Below are 23,790 nucleotides of genomic sequence, written 5' to 3' on the forward strand. Positions count from 1 at the left end.
CGTGGCTATTGACGGACGTAACCTGCAAATTCTCGCCAACTACTGCGCGGCGGCGGCCGACGCGATGGCCTTTACCCTGATGCGCACCGCGCACTCGACCTTCGTTAAAGAGACGGAAGACTTCTCCTGCCAGATCGTCAGCCGCGACGGGCTGGCGTTCGCCTCGCCGCGCAGCTTCGGCGCACCCTGGTACAGCGGTATCGACTATGCGCCGGTGCTGGCGCTGATTGACCACTACGATGAAGGCGACATCTGCATCACCAACGACGCCTACGCAGGCAACGTCGCGACACATTCGCCCGATATTCATATCTGGAAACCGGTATTTTACGCGGGCGAGATCGTCTGCTTTGTCGTCGGCCATATTCATAACACCGACATCGGCGGCGCGGTGCCCGCCTCGCTGTCGCGCGCGCTGACCGATATCGTGCAGGAGGGGATCCGCATCCCGCCGCTGAAAATCATCCGCAACGGCGAGCTGAACGAGGATGTGGCGCGCATTCTGCGGCTTAACGTGCGCGTGCCGGAGCAGAACTGGGGTGATTTCAAGGCGCAGATTGCCTCGGTCAATATCGGCGAGCGCAAGATCCACGAGATTATCGCCCGCTTCGGCGTCGACGATTTTCTGCAGGGGATTGCAGGCATTCTTGACTACGCCGAACAGCAGGCGCGCGCCATTATCCGCACCATCCCCGACGGCGACTATTTCTACGCCGACTACGCCGATGAAGATGGCGAAGGCGGCTATCCCTGCCGCGTGGCGATTACCCTGCGGGTGCGCGGCGATGGGCTGGAGCTGGACTACACCGGCAGCGATCCGCAGCTCGCCTCGTCGCTGAACATGCCGACCGGCGGCCGCGAGCGCCATCCGCTGGCGCTGGTGGGCGTCACCTACGTGCTGTCGACGCTGGATCGCTCGCTGCTGCTGAACGCCGGCACGCTGCGCCCGACGCGCGCCGTTCTGCCGCCGGGCACGGTGATGAACTGCGAGGCGCCCGCCGCTGTCGGCATGCGCTCGCTCACCTGTGCGCTGTCGCAAATCGCCACCGTCGGCGTCTTTTCGCTGGCACTGCCGGATCGGCTGCCGGCCAACTCGCCGGGCGGCAACTCCATTATGAATATCCGCACGCTGGATGCGCGCAACCGCAGCGTCGTGGCTTCGCTTGGCCCGGTCGGCGGCGGCGCGGGCGGCACGCCGCGCCACGACGGCCCGGACGGCTCTGGCGGACTCTCCGCCTTTTTGAAAAACACCCCGATCGAGATCAACGAAGCGGAAGTGCCCATCCGCTTTCTGCGCTACGGCCTGGCACCCGACAGCGCCGGCGCCGGGCGCTTTCGCGGCGGGCTGGCGACTGAAATGGCCTTTGCCATCTTCACGCCAGAGACCACCGTTACCGCGCGCAACCGCAACCGCTCGGTGTTCGCCTCGGCGGGCGCGGCAGGCGGCTGCGCGGGCGGCCTTTCCCGTTTTCGCACCCTGCGCGACGGCAAAGTGCTGGAGCACGGCAACCGCGACGTGATCCACTGTCAGCCAGGGGATGTCATCGAGGTGCGTGGGCCGGGCGCGGGCGGCTACGGCCTGCCGGCGCAGCGCGACGTTGAGGCGGTGCTTAACGACGTGCGCTGTGGCTTTCTCAGCGCGGCGGCGGCGCGCGAGCAGTATGGCGTGGCCATCGCGGATAATGCGGTAGATGAAGCGGCGACGGCGCAGCTGCGCGCCGCCATGCCGCAGCAGGCCGGAACGCATTTTCATCACGGCGCGGCGCGCGCGGCGTTTGAGGCGATCTGGACGCCGGCGCGCTACCGGGCGCTCACCGCTTTTCTCGCTGACGCGCCGGTCAGCTGGCGTCATTTTCTGAAAACCCAGGTGTTCCGCGCGGTGGAGCAGGCGGGAGAAGAGGCGGAGATGACGCAAATATTCAGCGCGTTACGGCTGCGCTTTCCCGCATTAGCAGGCGAATAAGCCAGATTGTCGACTACCCTTACTCTCTGACACGGATTTTCAAGGAGGCGACAACGATGAGCATGAAAACAAGTGATTTCTTTGTGCAGCGGCTGAAGGCCTGGGGCGTGACCCGTATTTACGGCTATCCCGGCGACGGCATTAATGGCGTGCTCGGCGCCATCCAGCGCGCCAATGAAAAAGGCGACGGCATTGAGTTTATTCAGGTGCGGCACGAAGAGATGGCGGCCTTTATGGCGGCCGGCCACGCGAAATTCACCGGTGAGCTGGGCGTCTGCCTCTCTACCGGCGGACCCGGCGCCACCCATCTGCTCACCGGCCTCTACGACGCCAAAATGGATCACGCGCCGGTGCTGGCGATTGCCGGCCAGGCGGAAGTGACCGCGCGCGGCGCCAGCTACCAGCAGGAGATGAACCTGGACCGCGTCTTCGCCGACGTGGCCAACTTTGTGCAGGAGGCGGCCGCGCCCGCCCAGGTGCGCCATCTGATCGATCGCGGCGTGCGCATCGCCAAAGCGCAAAACGGCGTGGCGGTGGTGATTGTGCCGAAAGATATTCAGGACGAACCCTGGGAGGCGCCAAAGCATCTGCACGGCTTCACCCACTCCGGCCCTGGCTATCAGCGCCCGAAAGTAGTGCCCTACGAGGCGGACCTGCAGCGCGCCGCCGAGGTGCTGAACGCCGGTAAAAAAGTCGCCATTCTGATCGGCGCAGGGGCGCGCGGCGCGGCGGTGGAGGTGGTGCAGGCCGCCAACGTGCTGGCGGCGGGCGTCGCCAAAGCGCTGCTCGGCAAAGATGTGCTGCCGGACGACGCGCCGTTCGTCACCGGCTCTATCGGCCTGCTCGGCACTAAACCCTCATGGGAGCTGATGCAAAACTGCGACACCCTGCTGATGATCGGCAGCGGCTTCCCCTGGACCGAGTTCCTGCCGGAAGAGGGCAAGGCGCGCGCGGTGCAGATCGATATCGATCCGGCGATGCTCGGCCTGCGCTACCCCTGCGAAGTGAATCTGCACGGCGACGCGGCGGAAACCCTGCGCGCGCTGCTGCCGCTGCTGGAGCATAAAGAGGACCGCAGCTGGCAGGAGGAGATTGCGGTGCAGGTGCGCGACTGGTGGAAAGTGATGGAGGACCGCGCCCACGCGCCGGCGAATCCGGTTAACCCGCAGCGCGTAGTGTGGGAGATGTCGCCGCAGCTGCCGGACAATGCCATCGTCACCTCTGATTCCGGCTCCTGCGCCAACTGGTTCGCGCGCGACTATCGCGTCAAGCAGGGGCAGCGCGCCACGCTTTCCGGCGGGCTTGCCTGCATGGGCGCAGCGGTGCCCTACGCCATTGCCGCCAAGTTTGCCCATCCCGACCGACCGGTGGTGGCGCTGGTGGGCGACGGCGCGATGCAGATGAACAATATGGCGGAGCTGATCACCATTCAGAAATACTGGCAGCAGTGGAGCGATCCGCGCCTGATTGTCTGTGTTTTCAACAATCAGGACCTGAATCAGGTTACCTGGGAGCAGCGCGTGATGGAGGGCAACGCGCGCTTCGAGGCGACGCAGCAGCTGCCGGACGTGCGCTACGCGCAGTTTGCGGAATCCCTCGGCCTGCAGGGGATTTTTGTCGATAACCCGGATGAGCTGGAGGACGCCTGGCGTCGCGCGCTGAGCGCCGATCGTCCGGTGGTGCTGGAGGTGAAAACCGATCCAGAGGTGGCGCCGCTGCCGCCGCATATCACCTTTAAGCAGGCGAAAGCCTTTATGAGTTCCATGGCGAAGGGCGATCGCGGCGCGGCGCAGATTATCAGCGACACCGCCAGCCAGCTGCTGCATAAGAAGAAGTAGGGCGCACAAAGCGCTAAGCGGCCCGGATCCGGGCCGCTAACCTTACTCTTCTCTCTTTTTCCCACCGCTCGCGTGGGGTTCTGGCGATGCGCCGCACATCATTTCAGGAGTCACTCATGGCGACAGATAAACAACCGGTATGGCTTATTTCGGGCTGCTCGACAGGCTTTGGACGCGAACTGGCGCAGCAGGCGATCGCCCGCGGCTTTAACGTGGTGGTGACGGCGCGCGACACAGCGAAAGTCGCTGACCTGGTCGAGGGACACAACAACGCACGGGCGGTGGCGCTGGACGTCACGCGCGCCGACAGCATCGACAGCGCGGTGCGTCAGGCGCTGGAGGCCTTCGGCACTATTGACGTGCTGGTGAACAACGCCGGCTACGGCTATCAGAGTTCGGTGGAAGAGGGCGAGGAGCAGGCGATCCGCGACCAGTTCGACGCCAACGTCTTCGGGTTGTTCGCCCTGACGCGCGCCGTGCTGCCGACCCTGCGCCAGCAGCGCAGCGGACACATCATCAATATCACCTCGGTGGCCGGTTTTATCGGCTTCGCCAGCTCCGGCTACTACTCCGCCAGCAAGCACGCGGTCGAGGGCTGGTCCGACTCGCTGGCGCTGGAGACCGCGCCGCTCGGCATTCGCGTCACCTGCGTTGAGCCGGGGCCGTTCCGCACCGACTGGGCGGGCCGTTCGCTGCATCAGACGCCGAGCAGGCTGCCGGAGTATGCCGACACCGCGGCGGCGCGCATGAAGGCGACCTCGGAATACAGCGGCACGCAGAAAGGCGATCCGGCGCGCGCGGCGCAGGCGATGATCGCCATTACCGAACACGATAACCCGCCGCGCCATCTGGTGATGGGCGCCTGGGGCTATGATGCGGTAACGGCGAAACTGAAAGAGCGTCTGGCGCAGATTGAAGCCTGGAAGCAGACCTCGGTCGATACCGACTTCCCGGAATAACTGACTTAGCGCGCTGGCTGCCAGCGCGCCTGCTTTAGCGCATCCAGTCGCCCAGCCGCTCCAGCGGCACCGCCTTGCTGAACAGATAGCCCTGCAGCTGATTGCAGCCGGCGTCGGCCAGCGCGCTCATCTGGCCTGTGGTCTCTACCCCTTCGGCGGTGACCGTCAGCCCCATCGCGTGTCCCAGCTTCACCACCGACTCGATAATCGCCACGGAGTTTTCCGCCACGCCCAGCGACTGGGTAAAGGAGCGGTCGATCTTGATCTTGTCCACGGGAAAGGTGCTGAGGTAGTTCAGGCTGGAGTAGCCGGTGCCGAAGTCATCCAGCGCGATGCGGAAGCCCGCCTCGCGCAGCGCGATAATAATGGCGCGCGCCTCATGCTCATCCTCAATCAGCACCCCTTCGGTGATCTCCAGCTCGATACGCTGGGGATCGCCGCCGCATTCGCGCACGATATCGATCATGCGCGCCACGAATCCGGTGGCGCGAAACTGCACCGGCGAGACGTTGACCGCCACCATCAAATCGGGGAAGCGCTGCTGCGTCAGGCAGGCTTCGCGCAGCACCCACTCGCCCAGCGGGATAATCAGCCCGGTCTCTTCGGCGATAGCGATAAAGTCCCCTGGCGGAATAGCGCCGCGCGTCGGATGATCCCAGCGCAGCAGCGCCTCGACACCCACCATATTTTTGCCGTCGATATCCATCAGCGGCTGATACCAGACCGCCAGCCCCTGATAGCTTTGCAGCGCGGTGCGCAGATCGGCGGCGATGCTCTGCCGCGTGCGGATCGACTCATCCATCACCCGTTCGAACTGGCGATATTTGCCGCGCCCGCCGCTTTTGGCTTCGTAAAGCGCGATATCCGCTTTGCGCACCAGCTCCTGCCGGTCCAGCCCATCTTTCGGTGCCAGCACCAGCCCGATGCTGGCGCCGCTCCACACCTCGCCGCCGAACAGGGCGAAGGGCTGGCTGAGGGCGTCAAGGATGCGCTGCGCCAGCGCCTGCACCTGGCCGATGTTGTCCACCTCCGGCATCACCACAATAAATTCGTCGCCGCCGATGCGCCCGACGGTGTCGCTGGCGCGCACCAGGCTGGAGAGGCGATGGGCCACGGCGATGATCAGCTCGTCGCCCGCATGGTGGCCGTAGGTGTCGTTGATGTTTTTAAAGCGGTCAAGGTCAATCAGCAGCAGCGCCACGCGCTGCTCGTGACGCGTTGCCAGCGCCAGCGCCTGGGTCAGCCGCTCCTCCACCAGCGCGCGGTTCGGCAACCCGGTCAGCACGTCGTGAAACGCCAGATGCAGCGCCTGCGCTTCGCTGGCGCCGAGTTTCAGCATCGACTGCGACAAATTAAGCGATGAGGTCCAGAGGCGTCGCACCATATAGAGGCAGAGCAGCATCACCACCAGCACGGCAAGGGCGGTGGATGGGCCGACGGTGCGCAGCATCTCGGCGCCGGGCCGCGTCGGATCCCAGCTGATATAGCCCACCTCATCGCCCTGCTGCGAGGTCAGCAGGTAACGCGCGGGCGCCGAGGCGGCGGCGTCGGAAAAACGCAGCCCCTTGAGCTGGCTGCGCTCCGCCAGCCCGGCGAGGTAGCCATCGTCGAGAAACTTCAGGCTGACCAGCCGGTAGCGCGCCGCGTCGCGGCCCATATCCCCCACAGCCAGCGCCGCGGCGCGCCCATCGACACGCGCGAAGTCCGCCGCCTCCAGACGCGCGCTGGCGCGCAGCAGCGCCTGCACGCCGGGATCGGCCTGCGGCGTCGCCAGCGGCAGGCCGTCGCGCCACGCCTGCATCGGCTGGTTTTGCGGGTTCAGCACCATGATCAGCTGATGGCCGAACATCTCATACAGCCAGTGGCCGACATTTTCATCGAGCCAGCGCTCGTCATCCGGCGTCGCCGTCAGATGGGCCTGAAGCGGCTCCCAGCGCGACAGGCTGCGCAGCTGACGCAGGTGCTCCGCCAGGCTCTGGGTAAAGGAGGCCTGAATCATGCGCTGCTGCTGCGCCTGCGCTTTCTGGTTGCTCATCGAGGTGCTGAGAAACAGTCCGGTTCCGGCGCCGACCAGCGTCAGCAGCAGTATGGCCACCAGCGGCAGCAGCACCTCTTGAATAAACGTCCGGCGAAAGCCGGCGGAAAGTTTGACGCTGTTTATCATTTTCATTCTTCACGTAACAAGGATGTGTCAGTTATTAAGCTAGCAGAAAACCGCCACCCTGCACGCTGCCTGGTCTCGCAGGTAGTTATTGAAAAAGCATTAAAAATGTACAGCCGCTTCGCTGACAGAAAGCGTTAGCGCAGCTAATTAAACCCGCCTTCACTCGTCGGCGAATTCATCCCGGCGTCACTGCACGGTCACCCTGCTGTCATCTGCGCGGCTCATGGTAATGCCCAACGCGCCGCCGGATTTATCGCGGCTTTCACCACTCAGTAAAGGTTGAGGATCGGTTCATGATGGAGATATCCAGACATCCGACCACTGTTTACCAGGCCGTCGCCGCGCAGCTTGAGCAGGCGCTGCGGGAACACTACCGCAGCGGCGACTATCTGCCCTCTGAACAGCAGCTGGCCGAACGCTACGCGGTCAATCGCCACACCCTGCGGCGCGCGGTGGACGAGCTGGTCAACAAAGGGCTGCTGCAGCGCCGCCACGGCGTCGGCATCCTGGTGCTGATGCGGCCCTACGACTATCCGCTGCATGCGCAGGCGCGCTTTAGCCAGAACCTGCTGGAGCAGGGCAGCCATCCCACCAGCGAGCGGCTGCTGGCGGTGCTGCGTCCCGCTAGCGCTGACGTCGCCAGCGCGCTCGGCGTGGCGGAAGGGGAGAACGTTATTCATCTGCGCACCCTGCGCCGGGTCAACGGCGTGCCGGTGTGCGTCATCAACCATTTTCTGCCCGACCTCGGCTGGTGGGCTGCTTTGCAGCGCTTCAGCAGCGGCTCGCTGCACGATTTTCTGCTGCAGCACGCTGGCCATCAGCTGAGGCGCAGCCAGACCCGCATCAGCACGCGCCGCGCCCAGGCCAAAGAGTGCCGGCTGCTGGAGATTGCGCTGCACGCGCCGCTGCTCTGCGTGCGCACCCTGAATAAAACCCGCGACGGCGCGCTGGCGGAGTACTCCGTCAGCCTGACGCGCGGCGACATGATCGAACTCACTCTGGAGCATGAATGGAAAGCTTAACGCAACGACAGCAGTGGCTGTCGGTGCTGGCGCACAGCAGCGCGTCGGCGCTGGCGCAGCACTGGCAGGCGCTGCACCTCGCGCCGCGCTTCACCCTGATCCGCCCGGCGGAAATCGGCCTGACGCGGCTGATGGCGCGCATGGGCGCCAGCGGCAAGCGCTTTGTCATGGGCGATGCCACCGTCACCCGCGCCGTGGTGCAGCTGGAAGAGGGCACGCTCGGCTACAGCTACGTGCTGGGGCGCGACAAGGCGCACGCCGAGCGCTGCGCCCTGATCGACGCGCTGTTGCAGCAGCCGCAGACCCACGCGCTGCTGCTGGAAAAAATAATCACGCCGCTGGCGGCCCTGCGCGAGGAGCAGCGCCAGCTGCGCGCGCGCGAGATCGCCAGCTCGCAAGTCGATTTCTTTACGCTGGTTCGCGGAGATAACTGATGACTTTACTGGCTAGTTTTAACCATCCGGTGGCCGACGCGCAGCGCGCCTTCCGCCGTATTCTGAAAGCGATGAGCGAGCCGGGCGTAATGGTCTCGCTGCCGCTGGCGCAGGGCTGGGGGGCGCTGTCGCCCGCCGCGACCGCAGTACTGCTGACGCTGGTGGATCAGGAGAGTCCGCTGTGGATTGAGCCGCAGATCGACAATGAGATCCTGCGCAGCAACCTGCGCTTTCATACCGGCGTGCCGCTGAGCGAGAGCCGCGACGCGCCTTTTGCGCTGAGCCACGCCAGCAGCAGCCCGCGCCCGGCGGACTTCGCCGCAGGCGACAACCTGGCGCCGGAAAAGAGCACCACGCTGATTATTGAGCTGCCGTCGCTCAACGGTGGGCTGACGCTGCGCCTCTCCGGGCCGGGCCTGCGCGAACCGCGCGCCATCGCGCCGCAGCTGCCGGAGAGCGTGCTGGACTACCTGCGCAACCGACCGCATCCCTTTCCGCAGGGCGTCGATCTGATCTTCACCTGCGGCGAAGCGATGATGGCGTTGCCGCGCACCACCGACGTGGAGGTGTGCTGATGTACGTGGCGGTTAAAGGAGGCGAAAAGGCGATAGCCAACGCCCATCAGCTTCAGGCGGACCTGCGGCGCGGCGCGCGCGAGGTGGCGGAACTGGGCTGCGATCAGGTGGCGCAACAGCTCGGCCTGGCGGTCGATCGCGTCATGACCGAAGGCGGCATCTACGATCCCGAACTGGCGGCGCTGGCGATCAAGCAGGCGAGCGGCGACTTAGTGGAGGCGATCTTCCTGCTGCGCGCCTACCGCACCACGCTGCCGCGCCTGGCGGATAGCGCGCCGCTGGCCACCGGCGAGATGCGCCTCGAACGCCGTATCTCCGCCGTCTATAAAGATCTGCCGGGCGGCCAGGTGCTGGGGCCAACTTACGACTACAGCCATCGCCTGCTTGACTTCACCCTGCTTGCCAACGGCGAGACGCCCGCCGCGCCGCGCGGCGACGAAGCGCTGGCGAGGCGCTGCCCGCATATGTTCGCCATGATGAGCGACGAAGGGCTGGCGGCGCGAGAAAGCGACGACGGCAGCGAGCCGGTGGATATCACCCGCGAGCCGATGGGCTTTCCGGCGACGCGCGCGGCGCGGCTGCAGCAGCTGGTGCGCGGCGACGAGGGCTTTCTGCTGGCGCTCGGCTACTCTACCCAGCGCGGCTACGGTCGCACCCATCCCTTCGCCGGGGAGATCCGCACCGGCTACCTCAGCGTCAGCATCTGCCCGGAAGAGCTGGGCTTTGAGCTGGAGATCGGCGAACTGCTGCTGACCGAATGCGAAATGGTCAACGGCTTCACCACTCAGGGCGACGAGGCGCCGCACTTTACCCGCGGCTACGGCCTGGTGTTTGGCCGCGCCGAGCGCAAGGCGATGGCGATGGCGCTGGTGGATCGCGCGCTGCAAACCCGCGAGCACGGCGAACGCATCACCAGCCCGGCGCAGGACGAAGAGTTCGTGCTGGCGCACGCCGACAACGTCGAGGCCGCCGGCTTCGTCTCCCACCTCAAACTGCCGCACTACGTCGACTTTCAGGCCGAGCTGGCGCTGCTCAGACAGCTGCGCCAGGAGCATCAGGAGGCGAACCATGAGTGAGCTGAGCGGCTATAACCCAGGCTATCTCGACGAGCAAACTAAGCGCGCCATTCGTCGCGCCATCCTCAAGGCGGTGGCGATCCCCGGCTATCAGGTGCCGTTCGCCGGACGCGAGATGCCGATGCCCTACGGCTGGGGCACCGGCGGCATTCAGATCACCGCCAGCGTGATCGGCGACGCCGACGTGCTGAAGGTGATCGACCAGGGCGCAGACGACACCACCAACGCGGTGTCGATCCGCCGCTTTTTCCAGCGCGTCAGCGGCGCGGCGACCACCGAGCGCACCCGCGACGCCACCCTGATCCAGACGCGCCACCGCATCCCGGAGACGCCGCTGGAAGAGGATCAGATCCTGATTTTTCAGGTGCCGATCCCGGAGCCGCTGCGCTTTATTGAGCCGCGCGAAACCGAAACCCGCACCATGCACGCGCTGGAGGAGTACGGCGTGATGCAGGTGAAGCTGTATGAGGACATCGCGCGCTACGGCCATATCGCCACCACCTACGCCTATCCGGTGAAGGTCAACGACCGCTACGTAATGGACCCGTCGCCGATCCCCAAATTCGATAACCCGAAGATGCACAGGATGCCCGCGCTGCAGCTGTTCGGCGCCGGACGCGAAAAGCGCATTTACGCGCTGCCGCCCTTTACCAAAGTTGAAAGCCTCGACTTCGAGGATCACCCCTTTAGCGTGCAGCAGTGGGATGAACCCTGCGCCCTGTGCGGTTCGCGCCACAGCTATCTCGACGAGGTGGTGATGGATGACCAGGGCACGCGCCTGTTCGTCTGCTCCGACACCGACTTTTGCCACCAGCAGCAGGAACAGCAACATGCACAGTGAACAGCCGCTGCTTGCGGTCCATAACCTGACGCATCTCTACGCGCCGGGCAAAGGCTTTGAAGCCGTCAGCTTCGATCTCTATCCCGGCGAAGTGCTGGGCATCGTCGGCGAGTCCGGCTCCGGCAAAACCACGCTGCTGCACAGCCTCTCGGCGCGCCTGACGCCGCAGCAGGGCAACATTCTCTACAGCCAGCGCGACCTGTACGCGCTGTCGGAGAGCGAGCGCCGTCGCCTGCTGCGCACCGAATGGGGCGTGGTGCATCAGCATCCGCTTGACGGGCTGCGCCCACAGGTGACGGCGGGCGGCAATATCGGCGAGCGGCTGATGGCGGTGGGCCATCGCCACTACGGCGACATCCGCGCCCAAGCGGGCCGCTGGCTGCAGGAGGTAGAGATTGCCGCCAGCCGGATTGACGACCTGCCCACCACCTTTTCCGGCGGCATGCAGCAGCGTCTGCAGATCGCCCGCAACCTCGTCACCCAGCCGAAGCTGGTGTTTATGGACGAGCCGACCGGCGGGCTGGACGTTTCGGTGCAGGCGCGCCTGCTCGATCTGCTGCGCACCCTGGTGCGCGAACTGAACCTGGCGGTGATTATCGTCACCCACGATCTCGGCGTGGCGCGCCTGCTGGCGCACCGGCTGCTGGTGATGAAGCAGGGCCGCGTGGTGGAGAGCGGCCTGACCGACCGCGTGCTGGACGATCCTCATCACCCCTACACCCAACTGCTGGTCTCATCGGTGCTGAACTAATGACGGAGTCAGGCATGAACAGACAACTGCGCGTCGAGAATCTGTGCAAAACCTTTGTGCTGCACAATCAAGGCGGCGTCGCGCTGCCGGTATTACATAACGCCTCGCTGGAGGTCAGCCAGGGCGAAGTGGTGGTGCTGCACGGCCGCTCCGGCAGCGGCAAGTCGACGCTGCTGCGCGCGCTTTACGGCAACTATCAGGCCAACAGCGGCCATATCTGGCTGCGTCATCATGATGAGTGGGTCGATATGGTTGACGCCCCGGCGCGCCAGATGCTGGCGATGCGCCGCGACACCCTGGGCTGGGTCAGCCAGTTTCTGCGCGTGATCCCGCGCGTGCCGACGCTGGAGATTGTGATGCAGCCGCTGCTGGAGCGCGGCGTTGAGCGCGCCTTATGCGAGAAGCGCGCAAAAGAGCTGCTGACGCGGCTCAACGTGCCGCCGCGCCTCTGGTCGCTGGCACCTTCGACCTTCTCTGGCGGCGAGCAGCAGCGCGTCAATATCGCGCGCGGCTTTATCGCCGACTATCCCGTGCTTCTGCTGGATGAGCCCACCGCCTCGCTGGATAAAACCAACAGCGCGGCGGTGGTGGAGCTGATTGAGCAGGCGCGCGCGCGCGGCGCGGCGATTGTCGGCATTTTTCATGATGACGTGGTGCGCGAACGGGTGGCGGATCGCCTGCACGTAATGCAGCCGATGAGCAGCGGAGCGGAAGCATGATTATCAATAATGTTCGACTGATTCTGGAAAACGAGGTGGTGGCCGGATCGCTGGAGATGCGCGACGGCCTGATCGCCAGCTTTAGCGAAACCCCGAGCCGCCAGCCTGGCGCGCTGGACGGCGAGGGCGCGTATCTGCTGCCTGGGCTGGTGGAGCTGCACACCGACAATCTCGACAAGTTCTTCGCCCCGCGTCCGAAAGTAGACTGGCCCGCCCACTCGGCGATGAGCAGTCACGACGCGCTGATGGTAGCCAGCGGCATCACCACGGTGCTGGACGCCATCGGCGTCGGCGACGTGCGCGACGGCGGCCATCGCCTCGACAACCTGACTAAAATGATCGACGCCATCCGCGACAGCAACCGCAAAGGGCTTAACCGCGCCGAACATCGGCTGCATCTGCGCTGCGAGCTGCCGCATCACGCTACCCAGCCGCTGTTCGAGGCGCTGATGCAGACGCCGGAGCTGTCGCTGGTGTCGCTGATGGATCACTCGCCGGGCCAGCGCCAGTACGCCTCGCTGGAGAAGTACCGCGAATATTATCAGGGCAAGTACGCGCTCAACGATCGGCAGATGGACGCCTTCGAGCAGGAGCAGCTGACGCTGGCGGCGCAGTGGTCGCAGCCGAACCGTGAGGCGATCGCCGCGCTCTGCCGCGCGCGCCATATCGCCATCGCCAGCCACGACGACGCCACCGAGGCGCACGTCGAGGAGTCGCACGGCGTCGGCAGCGCCATTGCCGAGTTCCCTACCACGCTTGCGGCGGCGCGCGCCTCACGCGCGCGCGGCATGCAGATCCTGATGGGCGCGCCCAATATCGTGCGCGGCGGCTCCCACTCCGGCAATGTCGCCGCCTGGGCGCTGGCGGCGGAAGGCCTGCTCGATATTCTCTCCTCTGACTACTATCCGGCGTCGCTGCTGGACGCGGCGTTCCGCCTCGCCGCCGACGAGCGCAACGCGCTGGCGCTGCCGCAGGCGATGGCGCTGGTGACGCGCAATCCGGCGCGCGCGCTTGGCCTGGAGGATCGCGGCGCCATCGCCGAAGGACGCCGCGCCGATCTGGTGCTGGCGCACACCGATCACGGCCATCCGCATATTCGCCACGTATGGACGCAGGGCAGGCAGGTTTACTGATGGCGCGTCTGATCTGGCTTATCGGGCCGTCAGGCTCGGGCAAGGACAGTCTGCTCAACGCGCTGCGCGAAGCGCCGCCGCGCAACCTGCTGATCGCCCATCGCTATATTACCCGGCCGGCCGATGCTGGCGGCGAGAACCATATCGCCCTGACCGAAACGGAGTTCGCGCGGCGTGCGGCGCAGGGGCTGTTCGCCCTGCGCTGGACGGCGCACGGCCTGCACTACGGGCTGGGTCTGGAGCTGGATCTCTGGCTGACGCGCGGCCATGACGTGCTGGTCAACGGCTCGCGCCAGCATCTGGCGCAGGCGCAGGCGCGCTACGGCGCCCGGCTGCTGCCGCTCTGCCTGACGGTGTCGCCGGAGGTGCTGGCGGCGCGTCTGCGCCAGCGCGGGCGGGAGAGCGAGACGGAGATCGCGCGGCGGCTGGATCGCGCTGCTCAGCTGCCGCCGGCGGGCTGCCGCCTGCTGAACAACAACGGCGCGCTGTCGCAGACCCTGCTGCAGCTGCGCCAGCTGCTGGAGCCGCTGCCATGAAGCTCACCTTTCTCGGCACCGGCGGCGTCACCGCCGCGCCGCTCTTTGGCTGCGACTGCGCCGCCTGTCAGCGGGCGCGCCGCGAGGTAAAGCGGCGACGCGCGCCCTGCAGCGCGCTGATCGAGGCGGGCGGCGAGCGCATTCTGCTCGACGCCGGGCTGCCGCTGCTGGCGGAGCGCTTCGCCCCCGGCGCGCTGTCGCGCATTCTGCTGACGCACTACCACATGGATCACGTGCAGGGGCTGTTCGCGCTGCGCTGGGGCGTCGGCGCGGCGATCCCGGTCTGGGGGCCGCCGGATGAGAAGGGCTGCGACGATCTCTTTAAGCATCCCGGCCTGCTCGACTTTCGCCCGTCGCTGACGCCTTTCGTGCCGCATCCGTTCGGCGCGCTGCAGGTGACGCCGCTGCCGCTGCAGCACTCGAAGCTGACGCACGGCTACCTGTTCGACTGGCACGGCGCGCGGCTCGTCTGGCTGTGCGACACCTGCGGGCTGCCGCCCGACACCGACGATTTCCTGCGCGGCCAGCGCATCGATGAGCTGGTGATCGACTGCAACGATCCGCCGTCGCCTGCTGCGCGCAATCATAACGATCTGACGCGCGCGCTGGCGATTATCGACCGGCTGGCGCCGCGCCGCGCCTGGCTGACGCACCTGTCGCATCAGATGGATAACTGGTTATCTGACAATGCGTTGCCGACGTCGGTGCTGGCCGCCGCCGACGGCCTGACGCTGTCGCTGGGCGCCGACGACCCTGTCACCGTTTGATCACCTCTCTGTCATCAGAGAGTCATGGCGTCGGGCCGTAATAGGCGTCAACTTACGACCTGTCAACGACTACGGAGTTAATCATGGCACAGGCACTGTTAAGAACCGTGGTGGACAACCGCCGCGCGCCGCTGCAGCCAGGCGGCCAGAAGCTGTTATCCGTGCAGGGACTGGGCAAAAGCTGGGGCGAAAACCGCGTGCTGGACAATGTCAGTTTTGATCTGCATGCGGGAGAAATGGTTGCCGTGATCGGCCGCTCGGGCGCAGGCAAATCGACGCTGCTGCACATGCTGAACGGCACTATCGACGCCTCGGAAGGGGCGGTTTACAGCCTGCGCGACGGCGAGGCGCAGCGCAATCTGCTGGCGCTCAACAGCCGCCAGCTGCGCCAGTGGCGCAGCGAGTGCGGCATGATTTTCCAGGACTTCTGTCTGGTGCCGCGCCTCGACGTGCTGACCAACGTGCTGCTGGGCCGCCTGAGCCAGACCTCGACGCTGAAATCCTTTTTTAAACTCTTCTCCGACAGCGATCGCGCCCACGCCATCGAGCTGCTGCAGTGGATGAATATGCTGCCACAGGCGCTGCAGCGCGCTGAGAACCTGTCGGGCGGGCAGATGCAGCGCGTCGCCATCTGCCGCGCGCTGATGCAGAACCCGAAGATCCTGCTGGCCGATGAGCCGGTGGCGTCGCTCGATCCCAAAAATACCAAACGCATTATGGATGTGCTGCGCCAGGTGAGCGAGCAGGGCATCAGCGTGATGGTGAACCTGCACTCGGTTGAGCTGGTGAAAAGCTACTGCACCCGCGTCATCGGCATTCAGCGCGGTCGCGTGCTGTTCGACGGCCATCCGGCGCAGCTGACCGATAGCCTGCTGCACCAGCTCTACGGCGATGAAATCAATCAGCTTCACTAACCTCCACGGCAAGAGAAAAACCTCGAATGAAACTGACTTTATTAGCGTTACTGACCGGCGTAATGACCTTTGGCGCGCACGCAGCGGATGCGCCGAAAACGCTCAATCTGGGCATTCTCGGCGGCCAGAACGCCACCCAGCAGATTGGCGATAACCAGTGCGTGAAGGATTTTTTTGATAAAGAACTCAACGTCGACACAAAACTACGCAATTCCTCCGACTACGCGGGCGTGATCCAGGGCCTGCTGGGCGGCAAGATCGATATGGTGCTGAGCATGTCGCCCGCCTCGTACGCCTCGGTCTATCTGCAGGATGAGAAAGCGGTGGATGTGGTGGGGATTCTGGTGGACGACAAAGATGGTTCGCAGGGCTATCACTCGGTGGTGATCGTGAAGAACGACAGCCCCTATAAGAAGCTGGACGATCTAAAAAACAAGTCGTTCGGCATGGCCGATCCCGATTCCACCTCTGGCTTCCTGATGCCGAACCAGGCGTTTAAAAAGCAGTTCGGCGGCAGCGTCGACGACAAGTACAACGGCTTTTTCTCCAGCGTCACCTTTTCTGGCGGTCACGAGCAGGACATTCTCGGCGTGCTGAACAATCAGTTCGACGGCGCGGTGACCTGGAGTTCGCTGGTGGGCGACTATAACAGCGGCTACAGCTCCGGCGCCTTTGGCCGCCTGATCCGCATGGATCATCCCGATCTGATGAAGCAGATCCGCATTATCTGGCAGTCGCCGCTGATCCCGAACGGCCCGCTGCTGGTGAGCAATAAGCTGCCGGCGGACTTCAAGCAGAAGGTGGTGGAGACCATTCGCAAGCTGGATAAAGAGCAGCACGCCTGCTTCGTCAAGGCGGTCGGCGGCGCGCAGCATATTGGCCCGGCGTCGGTGGCAGACTATCAGACGATTATCGATATGAAGCGCGACCTGGCGAAAGGCCAGCGCGGCTAAGGTCGATACCCGGCGCTGACGCGGGTGACAGGGAGAGATCGCAAAGACGCAAGGGCGGCATCCCTGCCGGCTCGGCCCGCACCTTCCATGGCGCGGGACGCTTTGCTCTTCTCTCCCTGTCACCCGCTAATCTAGCTTTTTTGCGGCCTGAAAATCTGCCTGTTACACGCACCGGTTAATTGCTTTTATTATGCAGGACTCTTCTTTTGACTGATTTCGAACGCTACTACCAACGCATCCGCCGCCAGCAGAAACGCGACACGCTGATCTGGTCGCTGCTGCTGGTCACGCTCTACCTGATCGCGGGCAAGATGTCAGAGTTCAGCCTGACAACGCTCTGGACGTCGATGCCGCACTTCTTCGACTACCTGTGGGAAACCCTGCCAGTGCTGCACCTTTCCACGCTGTTCGACAGCGTAAAGACGGAGGGATCGCTCGCTTACTGGGGCTACCGGCTTCATTTTCAGCTGCCGCTGATCTGGGAGACGCTGCAGCTGGCGCTCGCCTCCACCCTCGTGGCGGTAGCTATCGCCGCGGTGCTGGCGTTTTTCGCCGCTGACAACACCAAAACCCCGGCCAGCCTGCGCGTTGCCATTCGCGCCGCCGTCGCCTTTCTGCGCACCATGCCGGAGCTGGCCTGGGCGGTGATGTTCGTAATGGCGTTCGGCATTGGTGCCATTCCCGGCTTCCTCGCGCTGGCGCTGCACACCATCGGCAGCCTGACCAAGCTGTTCTACGAGGCGATCGAAAGCGCCTCCGACAGGCCGGTGCGCGGGCTGGCCGCGTGCGGTGCCAGCAAGCTGCAGCGGATGCGCTTCGCCTTCTGGCCGCAGGTGAAACCGATTTTCCTCTCCTACAGCTTTATGCGTCTGGAGATTAACTTTCGCTCATCGACCATTCTCGGGCTGGTGGGCGCGGGCGGCATCGGCCAGGAGCTGATGACCAATATCAAACTCGATCGTTACGATCAGGTCAGCATCACGCTGCTGCTGATTATTGTGGTGGTGTCGCTGCTGGATACGCTCTCTGGCCAGCTGCGCCGCCGCGTGGTGGAGGGATCATCATGATTGCGCTGGCGCCAGATATCGGCAAGCTCATGCGGGAACACCCGGCGCTGTTTAGCGCGCAGCGGCGCTATCTGCGCCGACTCGCGCTGACCGCCGCAGCGATCCTGCTTTACTACCTCTTTTTCTTCGAATTTTACGGCATCGAGTGGAGCCGCGCCGCGATGGGCGCGCAGCAGCTGGGGCGCTACTTTGTGCGCATGTTCGTCTGGCACGATTTTATTAACTGGCCGTTCGGCTACTACTTCTCGCAAATCGGCATTACGCTGGCGATCGTCTTCGCCGGCACCCTGACCGCGTCGATTATCGCGCTGCCGCTGTCGTTTTTCGCCGCGCGCAACGTGATGCACAACCGCGCGATGCGGCCAGTCGCCTGGGCGGTGCGTCGCCTGCTCGATCTGCTGCGCGGCATCGATATGGCGATTTGGGGGCTGATCTTCGTGCGCGCCGTCGGCATGGGGCCGCTGGCAGGCGTGCTGGCGATTGTGATGCAGGATGTCGGGCTGCTCGGCAAGCTCTACTCAGAGGGGCATGAGGCGGTGGAGCGCTCGCCGAGCCGCGGGCTAAGCGCGGTGGGCGCCAGCAGCCTGCAAAAGCATCGCTTCGGCATCTTTACCCAGTCGTTTCCGCACTTTCTGGCGCTCAGCCTCTATCAGATCGAGTCCAATACCCGCTCGGCGGCGGTGCTCGGCTTTGTCGGCGCGGGCGGCGTCGGGCTGGTCTACGCCGAGAATATGCGCCTGTGGAACTGGGACGTGGTGATGTTTCTGACCCTGATCCTCGTGGCGGTGGTGATGATCATGGATGCGATCTCCAGCCGGCTGCGCAAGCGCTATATTAGCGGGAAGCCGGTGCCGCTCTGGCAGCCTGCCGCGCGCGACTGAGGCGCTCGCTGCGCTGCCAGGCGCGCGCCAGCGCCTGCGCCAGCTGCGCCTGCTGCCAGGGTTTCGCCAGCCGCTCGCACAGCGGCAGCGCCACCGGCTGCAGGCGCAGATCCTGCCCGCTGATCAGCAGCGTTGCCAGCTGTGGCCAGTGCTGCTGCGCCTGACGGATAACGTCGGCACCGTTCAGCGCGCCGGGCAGCATCAGGTCGCTGATCAGCAGATCGATATCGGGCGTCTGGCGCAGCAGCGCCAGCGCCTCCTCGCCGCTGGCGCACTCCAGCGTCACGTAGCCGAGCTGATGCAGATGCTCGCACAGCGTCTGGCGCACTGCCGGCTCGTCATCCAGCACCAGCACCAGCTTGTCGCGCGGCGTTGGCGGGTCGACCGGCTGCACCGGCGGCGCTGCGACGGCGCTTTCGGGCGCGCGCGGCAGCAGCAGGCGCACGGTGGTGCCGCGTGTCGGCGCGGTATCGATCTCGATCTGGCCGCCCGACTGGCGCACAAAGCCATACACCATCGACAGACCGAGCCCGCTGCCGCTGCCGGTCTCTTTGGTGGTGAAGAAGGGTTCGAACACCTGGGCGCGCACCTCCTCCGTCATGCCGCAGCCCTGATCGACCACCTCAATCACCACGCGCTCGCGCGTCTCCCGCCGTTGATTACAGATGCGCAGCCGGATCTCGCCGCCTCGCTGCTGCATGGCGTCGCGCGCGTTGACCACCAGATTCATCAGCGCGTTTTCCAGCTGGCTGGCGTCGATCCAGGCGAGCCAGCCGGGCTGCTGCGCCTCAATGATCAGACGCTGGCCAGGCAGCAGCGAGTGCTGCAGCAGACCCTGCAGTTCATCTACCAGCTGTGCCACCGAGACGGCGCGCGGATGCAGCGCCTGCTTGCGCGAGAAGGCGAGCAGGCGCTGGGTCAGCAGCGCGGCGCGATCCGCCGCCTGCCGGGCGCGATCGATGCGGCTCGCCAGCGCACCCGGCGGCAGCTGGCCCTGGGTCAGCGCCAGGCTGCCGATGATCACCGCCAGCAGATTGTTAAAGTCGTGGGCGAGGCCGCCGGTCAGCTGGCCGACCGCCTTCATCTTCTGGCTGTGCACCAGCGCCTCTTCCAGCGCCTTGCGCGCGGTGCGCTCCAGCACGGTGTTGACAATGCCGCGACGCGGCACCGGGCTGAAGCGCAGCTCCAGCGTGCGGCCATCCGCCAGCCGCACCTCCTGCGGCTCGCCGGAATCCTGCAGATCCACCCCGGCGCGCCGCAGCAGCTGGCGGTAGTGCAGGCCGCGATGCAGCGCCTGCCCGGGCAGCCCCAGCAGCTGCGGGTACTGCGCATTCCACACCACCAGCGCGCCGTCGTTATCGAACAGCGCAAAGCCGTCGCGCATTGCGAGGAAGGTGGACTCGAGCTGGCTGCTTTTCTCCTTCAGCAGGCGCGAGGTGTGCGCCAGCGACGCGGTATTGCGCGCAAAGACGTTAAAGGCGCGCGCCAGATCCCCCAGTTCGTCGCGGCGCTGCAGGCCAGGCACCGAGACGTGTTTTTCTCCCTGCGCCAGCCGCGTCATGGCCTCGGCGATGGCGGTAAGGCTGGAGCCGAGGTTGCGGTAGATATAGATGCCGGCGTAGCCGGTGATCGCCAGCGCCAGCAGGGCAAACAGGGCGATAAACAGGATCACGGAGTTGAGTTCGCGGTGGGTCTCCGCGCTGCGCGTTTCGCTCTGCAGCGCCACCTGCTGCACGCAGGCGGTAATGTCGTCGTTGAGCATCGCCACCAGCGCCTTGATGCGATAGGTCGAGTAGGCGATCGCCAGATCGTTCTCCGCCAGCTGCGCCGCCAGCGGCGTCAGCGACTGCTGGGTTGCTATCAGCCGCGCGACTTTGTCATCCAGCCGTGCATCGCCGGAGTCTGCGCGCCAGGCGCTCATCACCTGCTGCAGCTGGTCGATGACCGCGATGGGCGAGGGGGTGCGGATCGCCACGTTGATCAGGCGCTCGGTTTGCTGACGCAGCGTCGGCGCCGGCCCGCGCGTGGCGGCGAGCCGATCGATGCGCCCCAGCAGCAGCGCTGACTGCCACAGCCCGCTGAGCAGGGCGTTGCGCTGCAGGTGGCGCTGATGGCCGTTGACCAGCAGCCGGGTAACGGTCTGCTCCAGCATCAGGCTGCGCGCGCGAATGCGCGCCACCCGCTCCGGCTGGCGCGCCGCCAGCGGCGCCGAGGCGAGCAGCGCCAGCGACTGCTGTAAGGCCTGCTGGTTCTGCTGCAGCCGCTGCGACTCGCTCTGATACTCCAGCGCGCCCACCACCTGCGACAGCCGCACCGCCGCCGTGGCGACGCTGGCGGTGTCGCGCGCCAGCGCCAGGCTGGCGCTCATATCGGCCAGGGTTTGCGCCTGCGCCTGCTCCTGAATGCGTCCGGCGTGGCGAAAGCCGAGGATCGCCACCGCGCTCACCATCAGCGTCACGCACACCACCAGCAGATTAAACAGCAGCAGACGGCCGCGCGCGCCCGCCTGCCAGGGATGTTGATGCCGCATTCGCCGCCTCCGCGCGCCCGCCGTCACTGGGGCGAGTATAGGCCGCGGCCCAACGCCGTTTATGACAAATATGAACGGGCGCTGACATTTTCCATTTATCTGGCGTTGCTTTACTCAGCGCTCATCCCGCTTATCTGGAGCGACCCATGACAGCCACACCGATTCTGCAAATGCGCGCCATTACGCGGCGCTTCGGCCAGTTTTATGCGCTGAAAGGGGTCGATCTCACGGTCTACGCCGGAGAAATTCATGCGCTGATGGGCGAGAACGGCGCGGGCAAGAGCACGCTGATGAAGATCCTCGCCGGCGCCTACAGCGCCACCAGCGGCGAGATCCTGATCGACGGCCAGCCCTACGTGATTAAAGGGCCGAAGGCGGCGCTGGCGGCGGGCATTACGCTGATTTACCAGGAGATTAACCTCGCGCCCAACCTGACGGTGGCCGAAAACATCTTCCTCGGCAGCGAAATGACGCGCGGCGGATTGATTCGGCGACGGCAGATGGCGGAAGAGGCGCAGCAGGTGATCGATCGGCTCGGCGCGCAGTTCAGCGCCACCGATCGGGTCAGCCGGCTCAGTATCGCCGAGCAGCAGCAGGTGGAGATCGCCCGCGCGCTGCACCGCAACAGCCGCATTCTGGTGATGGACGAGCCCACCGCCGCGCTGAGCAACCGCGAAACCGAACAGCTTTTCGCCCTGATCAAGCGCCTGCGCGCCGAAGGCATGGCGATTATCTACATCAGCCACCGCATGGCGGAGGTCTATGAGCTTTCCGATCGCGTCAGCGTGCTGCGCGACGGCCAGTATGTCGGCAGCCTGACCCGCGACAACCTTAACGCCAGCGAGCTGGTGCGCATGATGGTTGGCCGACCGCTGAGCGATCTCTTCAACAAAGATGGCACCATTCCGTTCGGCGACATCCGGCTGGCGGTCAATCACCTCACCGACGGCGGCAAGGTGCGGCCGAGCAGCCTGGCGGTGCGCGCCGGCGAGATCGTCGGGCTGGCCGGGCTGGTCGGCGCCGGGCGCAGCGAGCTGGCGCAGCTGATCTTTGGCGTGCATAAACCCAGCGGCGGCGAGATCTGGATCGACGGAGAGAAGGTGACCATTCATTCGCCGCGCGACGCCATCGCGCGCGGCATCGGCTTTCTTACCGAGAACCGCAAAGAGCAGGGGCTGTTTCTCGATATGGCGGCGCAGGAGAACATCGTGATGGCGACGCTGGAGCGCGACGCCAGCTACGGCCTGCTCAACCGGCGCAAAGGAAAAAAGATCGCCGGCGACGCCATCGCCACGCTCAATATCCGCGTGCCCCATGCGCAGGTGCGCGCAGGCGGGCTCTCCGGCGGCAACCAGCAGAAGCTGCTGATTTCGCGCTGGGTATCGATTGGGCCGCGCATTCTGATCCTCGATGAGCCAACGCGCGGCGTCGATGTCGGCGCCAAAAGCGAGATCTACCGCATGATGAATCAGATGGCGCAGCAGGGCGTGGCGATCCTGATGATCTCCAGCGAGCTGCCGGAGGTGGTCGGCATGAGCGACCGGGTTTACGTGATGCGCGAAGGCGCTATCGCCGGGGAGCTGGATCAGCATCGCATCAGCCAGGAAAACATAATGACGCTCGCCACCGGTGCGCATGCCGCGTCGCCAGTGGATCTATAAGGAGAGGACCGTGACAACAGAAACCACGCGCGTGAAATCGCCCACCGTTAAGCGGGCGCTGATGGGCGATCTGCTGCAAACCGTCGGCATCCTGCCGATCTTGGTGCTGATTGTGGTGGTGTTCGGCGTGGTCGCGCCGAATTTCTTCACCGAGGCCAACCTGCTCAACATTACTCGTCAGGCGTCGATCAATATCGTGCTGGCGGCCGGCATGACCTTTGTGATTTTAACCGGCGGCATCGATCTCTCGGTGGGATCGATGCTCGGCACCACGGCGGTGGTGGCGATGGTGGCGTCCCTGGACCCGATGCTTGCCAGTATGACCATTCCCATGGCGCTGGGCGCCGGGCTGGTGATGGGGCTGTTCAACGGCATTCTGGTCGCCTGGGCCGGGCTGCCGCCCTTTATCGTCACGCTCGGCACTTACACGGCGCTGCGCGGTGCCGCCTATCTGCTGGCGAACGGCACCACGGTGATTAACTCCGATATCAGTTTTGAGTGGATAGGCAACGGCTATCTCGGGCCGGTGCCCTGGCTGATCGTGATCGCCTTCGCGGTGATCGCCCTCTGCTGGTTTATCCTGCGCCGCACCACGCTGGGCGTTCATATCTACGCGGTCGGCGGCAATATGCAGGCGGCGCGGCTCACCGGCATTAAAGTCGGCGCGGTGCTGGTGTTCGTCTACGCCATGAGCGGGCTGCTCTCGGGGCTGGGCGGGCTGATGTCCGCGTCGCGCCTCTACAGCGCCAACGGCAACCTCGGCGTTGGCTATGAGCTGGACGCCATCGCCGCGGTGATCCTCGGCGGCACCAGCTTTGTTGGCGGCATCGGCACCATTACCGGCACGCTGATCGGCGCCCTGATTATCGCCACGCTCAATAACGGCATGACGCTGATGGGCGTCTCCTATTTCTGGCAGCTGGTGATCAAGGGCGCGGTGATCATTATCGCGGTGCTGATCGACAAATATCGCACCCGACACCATGTGTCCTGAGCGCGCCGCGCC

21 protein-coding genes are annotated in these 23,790 nt (G+C 65.1%); 19 read left to right on the top strand and 2 right to left on the bottom strand.

Features of this window, described 5'->3' with window-relative positions; genetic code table 11:
* Position 1: 1 nt before the first annotated feature.
* The 3 genes from B2J69_RS13665 (at position 2) to B2J69_RS13675 (ending at position 4,760) form a co-directional block, all read left to right on the top strand.
* Positions 2-1,963, top strand: coding sequence for a hydantoinase B/oxoprolinase family protein (locus B2J69_RS13665; protein ID WP_081140135.1), 1,962 nt, complete (start codon positions 2-4; stop codon positions 1,961-1,963).
* Positions 1,964-2,019: 56 nt separating this feature from the next.
* Positions 2,020-3,801, top strand: coding sequence for a thiamine pyrophosphate-requiring protein (locus B2J69_RS13670; RefSeq protein WP_081140051.1), 1,782 nt, complete (start codon positions 2,020-2,022; stop codon positions 3,799-3,801).
* A gap of 116 nt (positions 3,802-3,917) precedes the next feature.
* Positions 3,918-4,760: an oxidoreductase gene (locus B2J69_RS13675; protein ID WP_081140053.1), complete on the top strand. Its 843-nt coding sequence runs from the start codon at positions 3,918-3,920 to the stop codon at positions 4,758-4,760.
* 34 nt (positions 4,761-4,794) lie between these two features.
* Here the strand turns inward: B2J69_RS13675 and B2J69_RS13680 are convergent, their stop codons facing one another.
* A complete protein-coding gene (locus B2J69_RS13680) occupies positions 4,795-6,924 on the bottom strand; it encodes a putative bifunctional diguanylate cyclase/phosphodiesterase (RefSeq protein ID WP_081140137.1) in 2,130 nt (709 codons plus the stop codon).
* 296 nt (positions 6,925-7,220) lie between these two features.
* Between B2J69_RS13680 and phnF the strand changes: the two genes are divergently transcribed.
* The 14 genes from phnF (at position 7,221) to phnE (B2J69_RS13750) (ending at position 18,593) form a co-directional block, all read left to right on the top strand.
* A complete protein-coding gene (gene phnF, locus B2J69_RS13685; RefSeq protein ID WP_081140139.1) occupies positions 7,221-7,946 on the top strand; it encodes a phosphonate metabolism transcriptional regulator PhnF in 726 nt (241 codons plus the stop codon).
* The gene (phnG, locus tag B2J69_RS13690; protein ID WP_081140055.1) at positions 7,934-8,380 is read left to right on the top strand and encodes a phosphonate C-P lyase system protein PhnG; all 447 of its coding nucleotides are present in this window, start codon (positions 7,934-7,936) and stop codon (positions 8,378-8,380) included. The genes phnF and phnG overlap by 13 nt, the downstream gene beginning before the upstream one ends.
* Positions 8,380-8,955, top strand: a complete 576-nt coding sequence (gene phnH, locus B2J69_RS13695) for a phosphonate C-P lyase system protein PhnH (RefSeq protein ID WP_081140057.1) — start codon at positions 8,380-8,382, stop codon at positions 8,953-8,955. Before phnG ends, phnH begins: the two co-directional genes overlap by 1 nt.
* Positions 8,955-10,031 carry a carbon-phosphorus lyase complex subunit PhnI gene (locus B2J69_RS13700; protein WP_081140059.1) on the top strand — a complete coding sequence of 359 codons (1,077 nt, stop codon included), beginning with the start codon at positions 8,955-8,957 and terminating at the stop codon, positions 10,029-10,031. Before phnH ends, B2J69_RS13700 begins: the two co-directional genes overlap by 1 nt.
* The gene (locus B2J69_RS13705; protein WP_081140061.1) at positions 10,024-10,872 is read left to right on the top strand and encodes an alpha-D-ribose 1-methylphosphonate 5-phosphate C-P-lyase PhnJ; all 849 of its coding nucleotides are present in this window, start codon (positions 10,024-10,026) and stop codon (positions 10,870-10,872) included. Before B2J69_RS13700 ends, B2J69_RS13705 begins: the two co-directional genes overlap by 8 nt.
* Positions 10,862-11,623, top strand: a complete 762-nt coding sequence (phnK, locus tag B2J69_RS13710; protein WP_081140063.1) for a phosphonate C-P lyase system protein PhnK — start codon at positions 10,862-10,864, stop codon at positions 11,621-11,623. The genes B2J69_RS13705 and phnK overlap by 11 nt, the downstream gene beginning before the upstream one ends.
* A gap of 14 nt (positions 11,624-11,637) precedes the next feature.
* Complete coding sequence (gene phnL / locus B2J69_RS13715; protein ID WP_094078515.1) at positions 11,638-12,342, top strand: phosphonate C-P lyase system protein PhnL; 705 nt, start codon at positions 11,638-11,640, stop codon at positions 12,340-12,342.
* On the top strand, positions 12,339-13,475 hold the full coding sequence (gene phnM, locus B2J69_RS13720; RefSeq protein ID WP_081140066.1) for an alpha-D-ribose 1-methylphosphonate 5-triphosphate diphosphatase: 1,137 nt from the start codon (positions 12,339-12,341) through the stop codon (positions 13,473-13,475). Before phnL ends, phnM begins: the two co-directional genes overlap by 4 nt.
* Complete coding sequence (gene phnN / locus B2J69_RS13725; protein WP_081140068.1) at positions 13,475-14,011, top strand: ribose 1,5-bisphosphokinase; 537 nt, start codon at positions 13,475-13,477, stop codon at positions 14,009-14,011. The genes phnM and phnN overlap by 1 nt, the downstream gene beginning before the upstream one ends.
* Positions 14,008-14,778, top strand: a complete 771-nt coding sequence (phnP, locus tag B2J69_RS13730) for a phosphonate metabolism protein PhnP (RefSeq protein ID WP_081140070.1) — start codon at positions 14,008-14,010, stop codon at positions 14,776-14,778. Before phnN ends, phnP begins: the two co-directional genes overlap by 4 nt.
* An 83-nt stretch (positions 14,779-14,861) precedes the next feature.
* Positions 14,862-15,692, top strand: coding sequence for a phosphonate ABC transporter ATP-binding protein (phnC, locus tag B2J69_RS13735; RefSeq protein WP_081140072.1), 831 nt, complete (start codon positions 14,862-14,864; stop codon positions 15,690-15,692).
* 26 nt (positions 15,693-15,718) lie between these two features.
* Positions 15,719-16,645 carry a phosphonate ABC transporter substrate-binding protein gene (gene phnD, locus B2J69_RS13740; protein WP_081140074.1) on the top strand — a complete coding sequence of 309 codons (927 nt, stop codon included), beginning with the start codon at positions 15,719-15,721 and terminating at the stop codon, positions 16,643-16,645.
* A 206-nt stretch (positions 16,646-16,851) separates the two neighbouring features.
* Positions 16,852-17,712: a phosphonate ABC transporter, permease protein PhnE gene (phnE, locus tag B2J69_RS13745; protein ID WP_081140076.1), complete on the top strand. Its 861-nt coding sequence runs from the start codon at positions 16,852-16,854 to the stop codon at positions 17,710-17,712.
* Positions 17,709-18,593: a phosphonate ABC transporter, permease protein PhnE gene (phnE, locus tag B2J69_RS13750; RefSeq protein WP_081140078.1), complete on the top strand. Its 885-nt coding sequence runs from the start codon at positions 17,709-17,711 to the stop codon at positions 18,591-18,593. The genes phnE (B2J69_RS13745) and phnE (B2J69_RS13750) overlap by 4 nt, the downstream gene beginning before the upstream one ends.
* Here the strand turns inward: phnE (B2J69_RS13750) and B2J69_RS13755 are convergent.
* Complete coding sequence (locus tag B2J69_RS13755) at positions 18,547-21,123, bottom strand: ATP-binding protein (protein ID WP_081140080.1); 2,577 nt, start codon at positions 21,121-21,123, stop codon at positions 18,547-18,549. The genes phnE (B2J69_RS13750) and B2J69_RS13755 overlap by 47 nt on opposite strands.
* Before the next feature lie 146 nt (positions 21,124-21,269).
* Between B2J69_RS13755 and B2J69_RS13760 the strand changes: the two genes are divergently transcribed.
* Both B2J69_RS13760 and B2J69_RS13765 read left to right on the top strand, forming a co-directional pair.
* Positions 21,270-22,784, top strand: a complete 1,515-nt coding sequence (locus B2J69_RS13760; protein ID WP_081140082.1) for a sugar ABC transporter ATP-binding protein — start codon at positions 21,270-21,272, stop codon at positions 22,782-22,784.
* Positions 22,785-22,845: 61 nt separating this feature from the next.
* Positions 22,846-23,778 (top strand): ABC transporter permease subunit, encoded by a 933-nt coding sequence (locus tag B2J69_RS13765; protein ID WP_407944746.1) that lies wholly within the window; start codon positions 22,846-22,848, stop codon positions 23,776-23,778.
* The last annotated feature ends 12 nt before the right edge of the window (positions 23,779-23,790 follow it).

This window comes from Pantoea latae, assembly GCF_002077695.1.
In the GTDB taxonomy this organism is placed as follows: domain Bacteria; phylum Pseudomonadota; class Gammaproteobacteria; order Enterobacterales; family Enterobacteriaceae; genus Pantoea; species Pantoea latae.

Excerpts from the sequence above, each read along its gene's own strand:
- B2J69_RS13705 (WP_081140061.1), top strand. The coding sequence starts at position 10,024 with ATGAGTGAGCTGAGCGGCTATAACCCAGGCTATCTCGACGAGCAAACT.
- B2J69_RS13675 (WP_081140053.1), top strand. The coding sequence starts at position 3,918 with ATGGCGACAGATAAACAACCGGTATGGCTTATTTCGGGCTGCTCGACA.
- phnK (WP_081140063.1), top strand. The coding sequence starts at position 10,862 with ATGCACAGTGAACAGCCGCTGCTTGCGGTCCATAACCTGACGCATCTC.
- B2J69_RS13755 (WP_081140080.1), bottom strand. The coding sequence starts at position 21,123 with ATGCGGCATCAACATCCCTGGCAGGCGGGCGCGCGCGGCCGTCTGCTG.
- phnL (WP_094078515.1), top strand. The coding sequence starts at position 11,638 with ATGAACAGACAACTGCGCGTCGAGAATCTGTGCAAAACCTTTGTGCTG.
- phnE (WP_081140078.1), top strand. The coding sequence starts at position 17,709 with ATGATTGCGCTGGCGCCAGATATCGGCAAGCTCATGCGGGAACACCCG.
- phnF (WP_081140139.1), top strand. The coding sequence starts at position 7,221 with ATGGAGATATCCAGACATCCGACCACTGTTTACCAGGCCGTCGCCGCG.
- phnM (WP_081140066.1), top strand. The coding sequence starts at position 12,339 with ATGATTATCAATAATGTTCGACTGATTCTGGAAAACGAGGTGGTGGCC.
- B2J69_RS13760 (WP_081140082.1), top strand. The coding sequence starts at position 21,270 with ATGACAGCCACACCGATTCTGCAAATGCGCGCCATTACGCGGCGCTTC.
- B2J69_RS13765 (WP_407944746.1), top strand. The coding sequence starts at position 22,846 with ATGGGCGATCTGCTGCAAACCGTCGGCATCCTGCCGATCTTGGTGCTG.
- B2J69_RS13680 (WP_081140137.1), bottom strand. The coding sequence starts at position 6,924 with ATGATAAACAGCGTCAAACTTTCCGCCGGCTTTCGCCGGACGTTTATT.
- phnN (WP_081140068.1), top strand. The coding sequence starts at position 13,475 with ATGGCGCGTCTGATCTGGCTTATCGGGCCGTCAGGCTCGGGCAAGGAC.
- B2J69_RS13700 (WP_081140059.1), top strand. The coding sequence starts at position 8,955 with ATGTACGTGGCGGTTAAAGGAGGCGAAAAGGCGATAGCCAACGCCCAT.
- phnG (WP_081140055.1), top strand. The coding sequence starts at position 7,934 with ATGGAAAGCTTAACGCAACGACAGCAGTGGCTGTCGGTGCTGGCGCAC.
- phnD (WP_081140074.1), top strand. The coding sequence starts at position 15,719 with ATGAAACTGACTTTATTAGCGTTACTGACCGGCGTAATGACCTTTGGC.
- phnH (WP_081140057.1), top strand. The coding sequence starts at position 8,380 with ATGACTTTACTGGCTAGTTTTAACCATCCGGTGGCCGACGCGCAGCGC.
- phnP (WP_081140070.1), top strand. The coding sequence starts at position 14,008 with ATGAAGCTCACCTTTCTCGGCACCGGCGGCGTCACCGCCGCGCCGCTC.
- phnC (WP_081140072.1), top strand. The coding sequence starts at position 14,862 with ATGGCACAGGCACTGTTAAGAACCGTGGTGGACAACCGCCGCGCGCCG.
- B2J69_RS13670 (WP_081140051.1), top strand. The coding sequence starts at position 2,020 with ATGAGCATGAAAACAAGTGATTTCTTTGTGCAGCGGCTGAAGGCCTGG.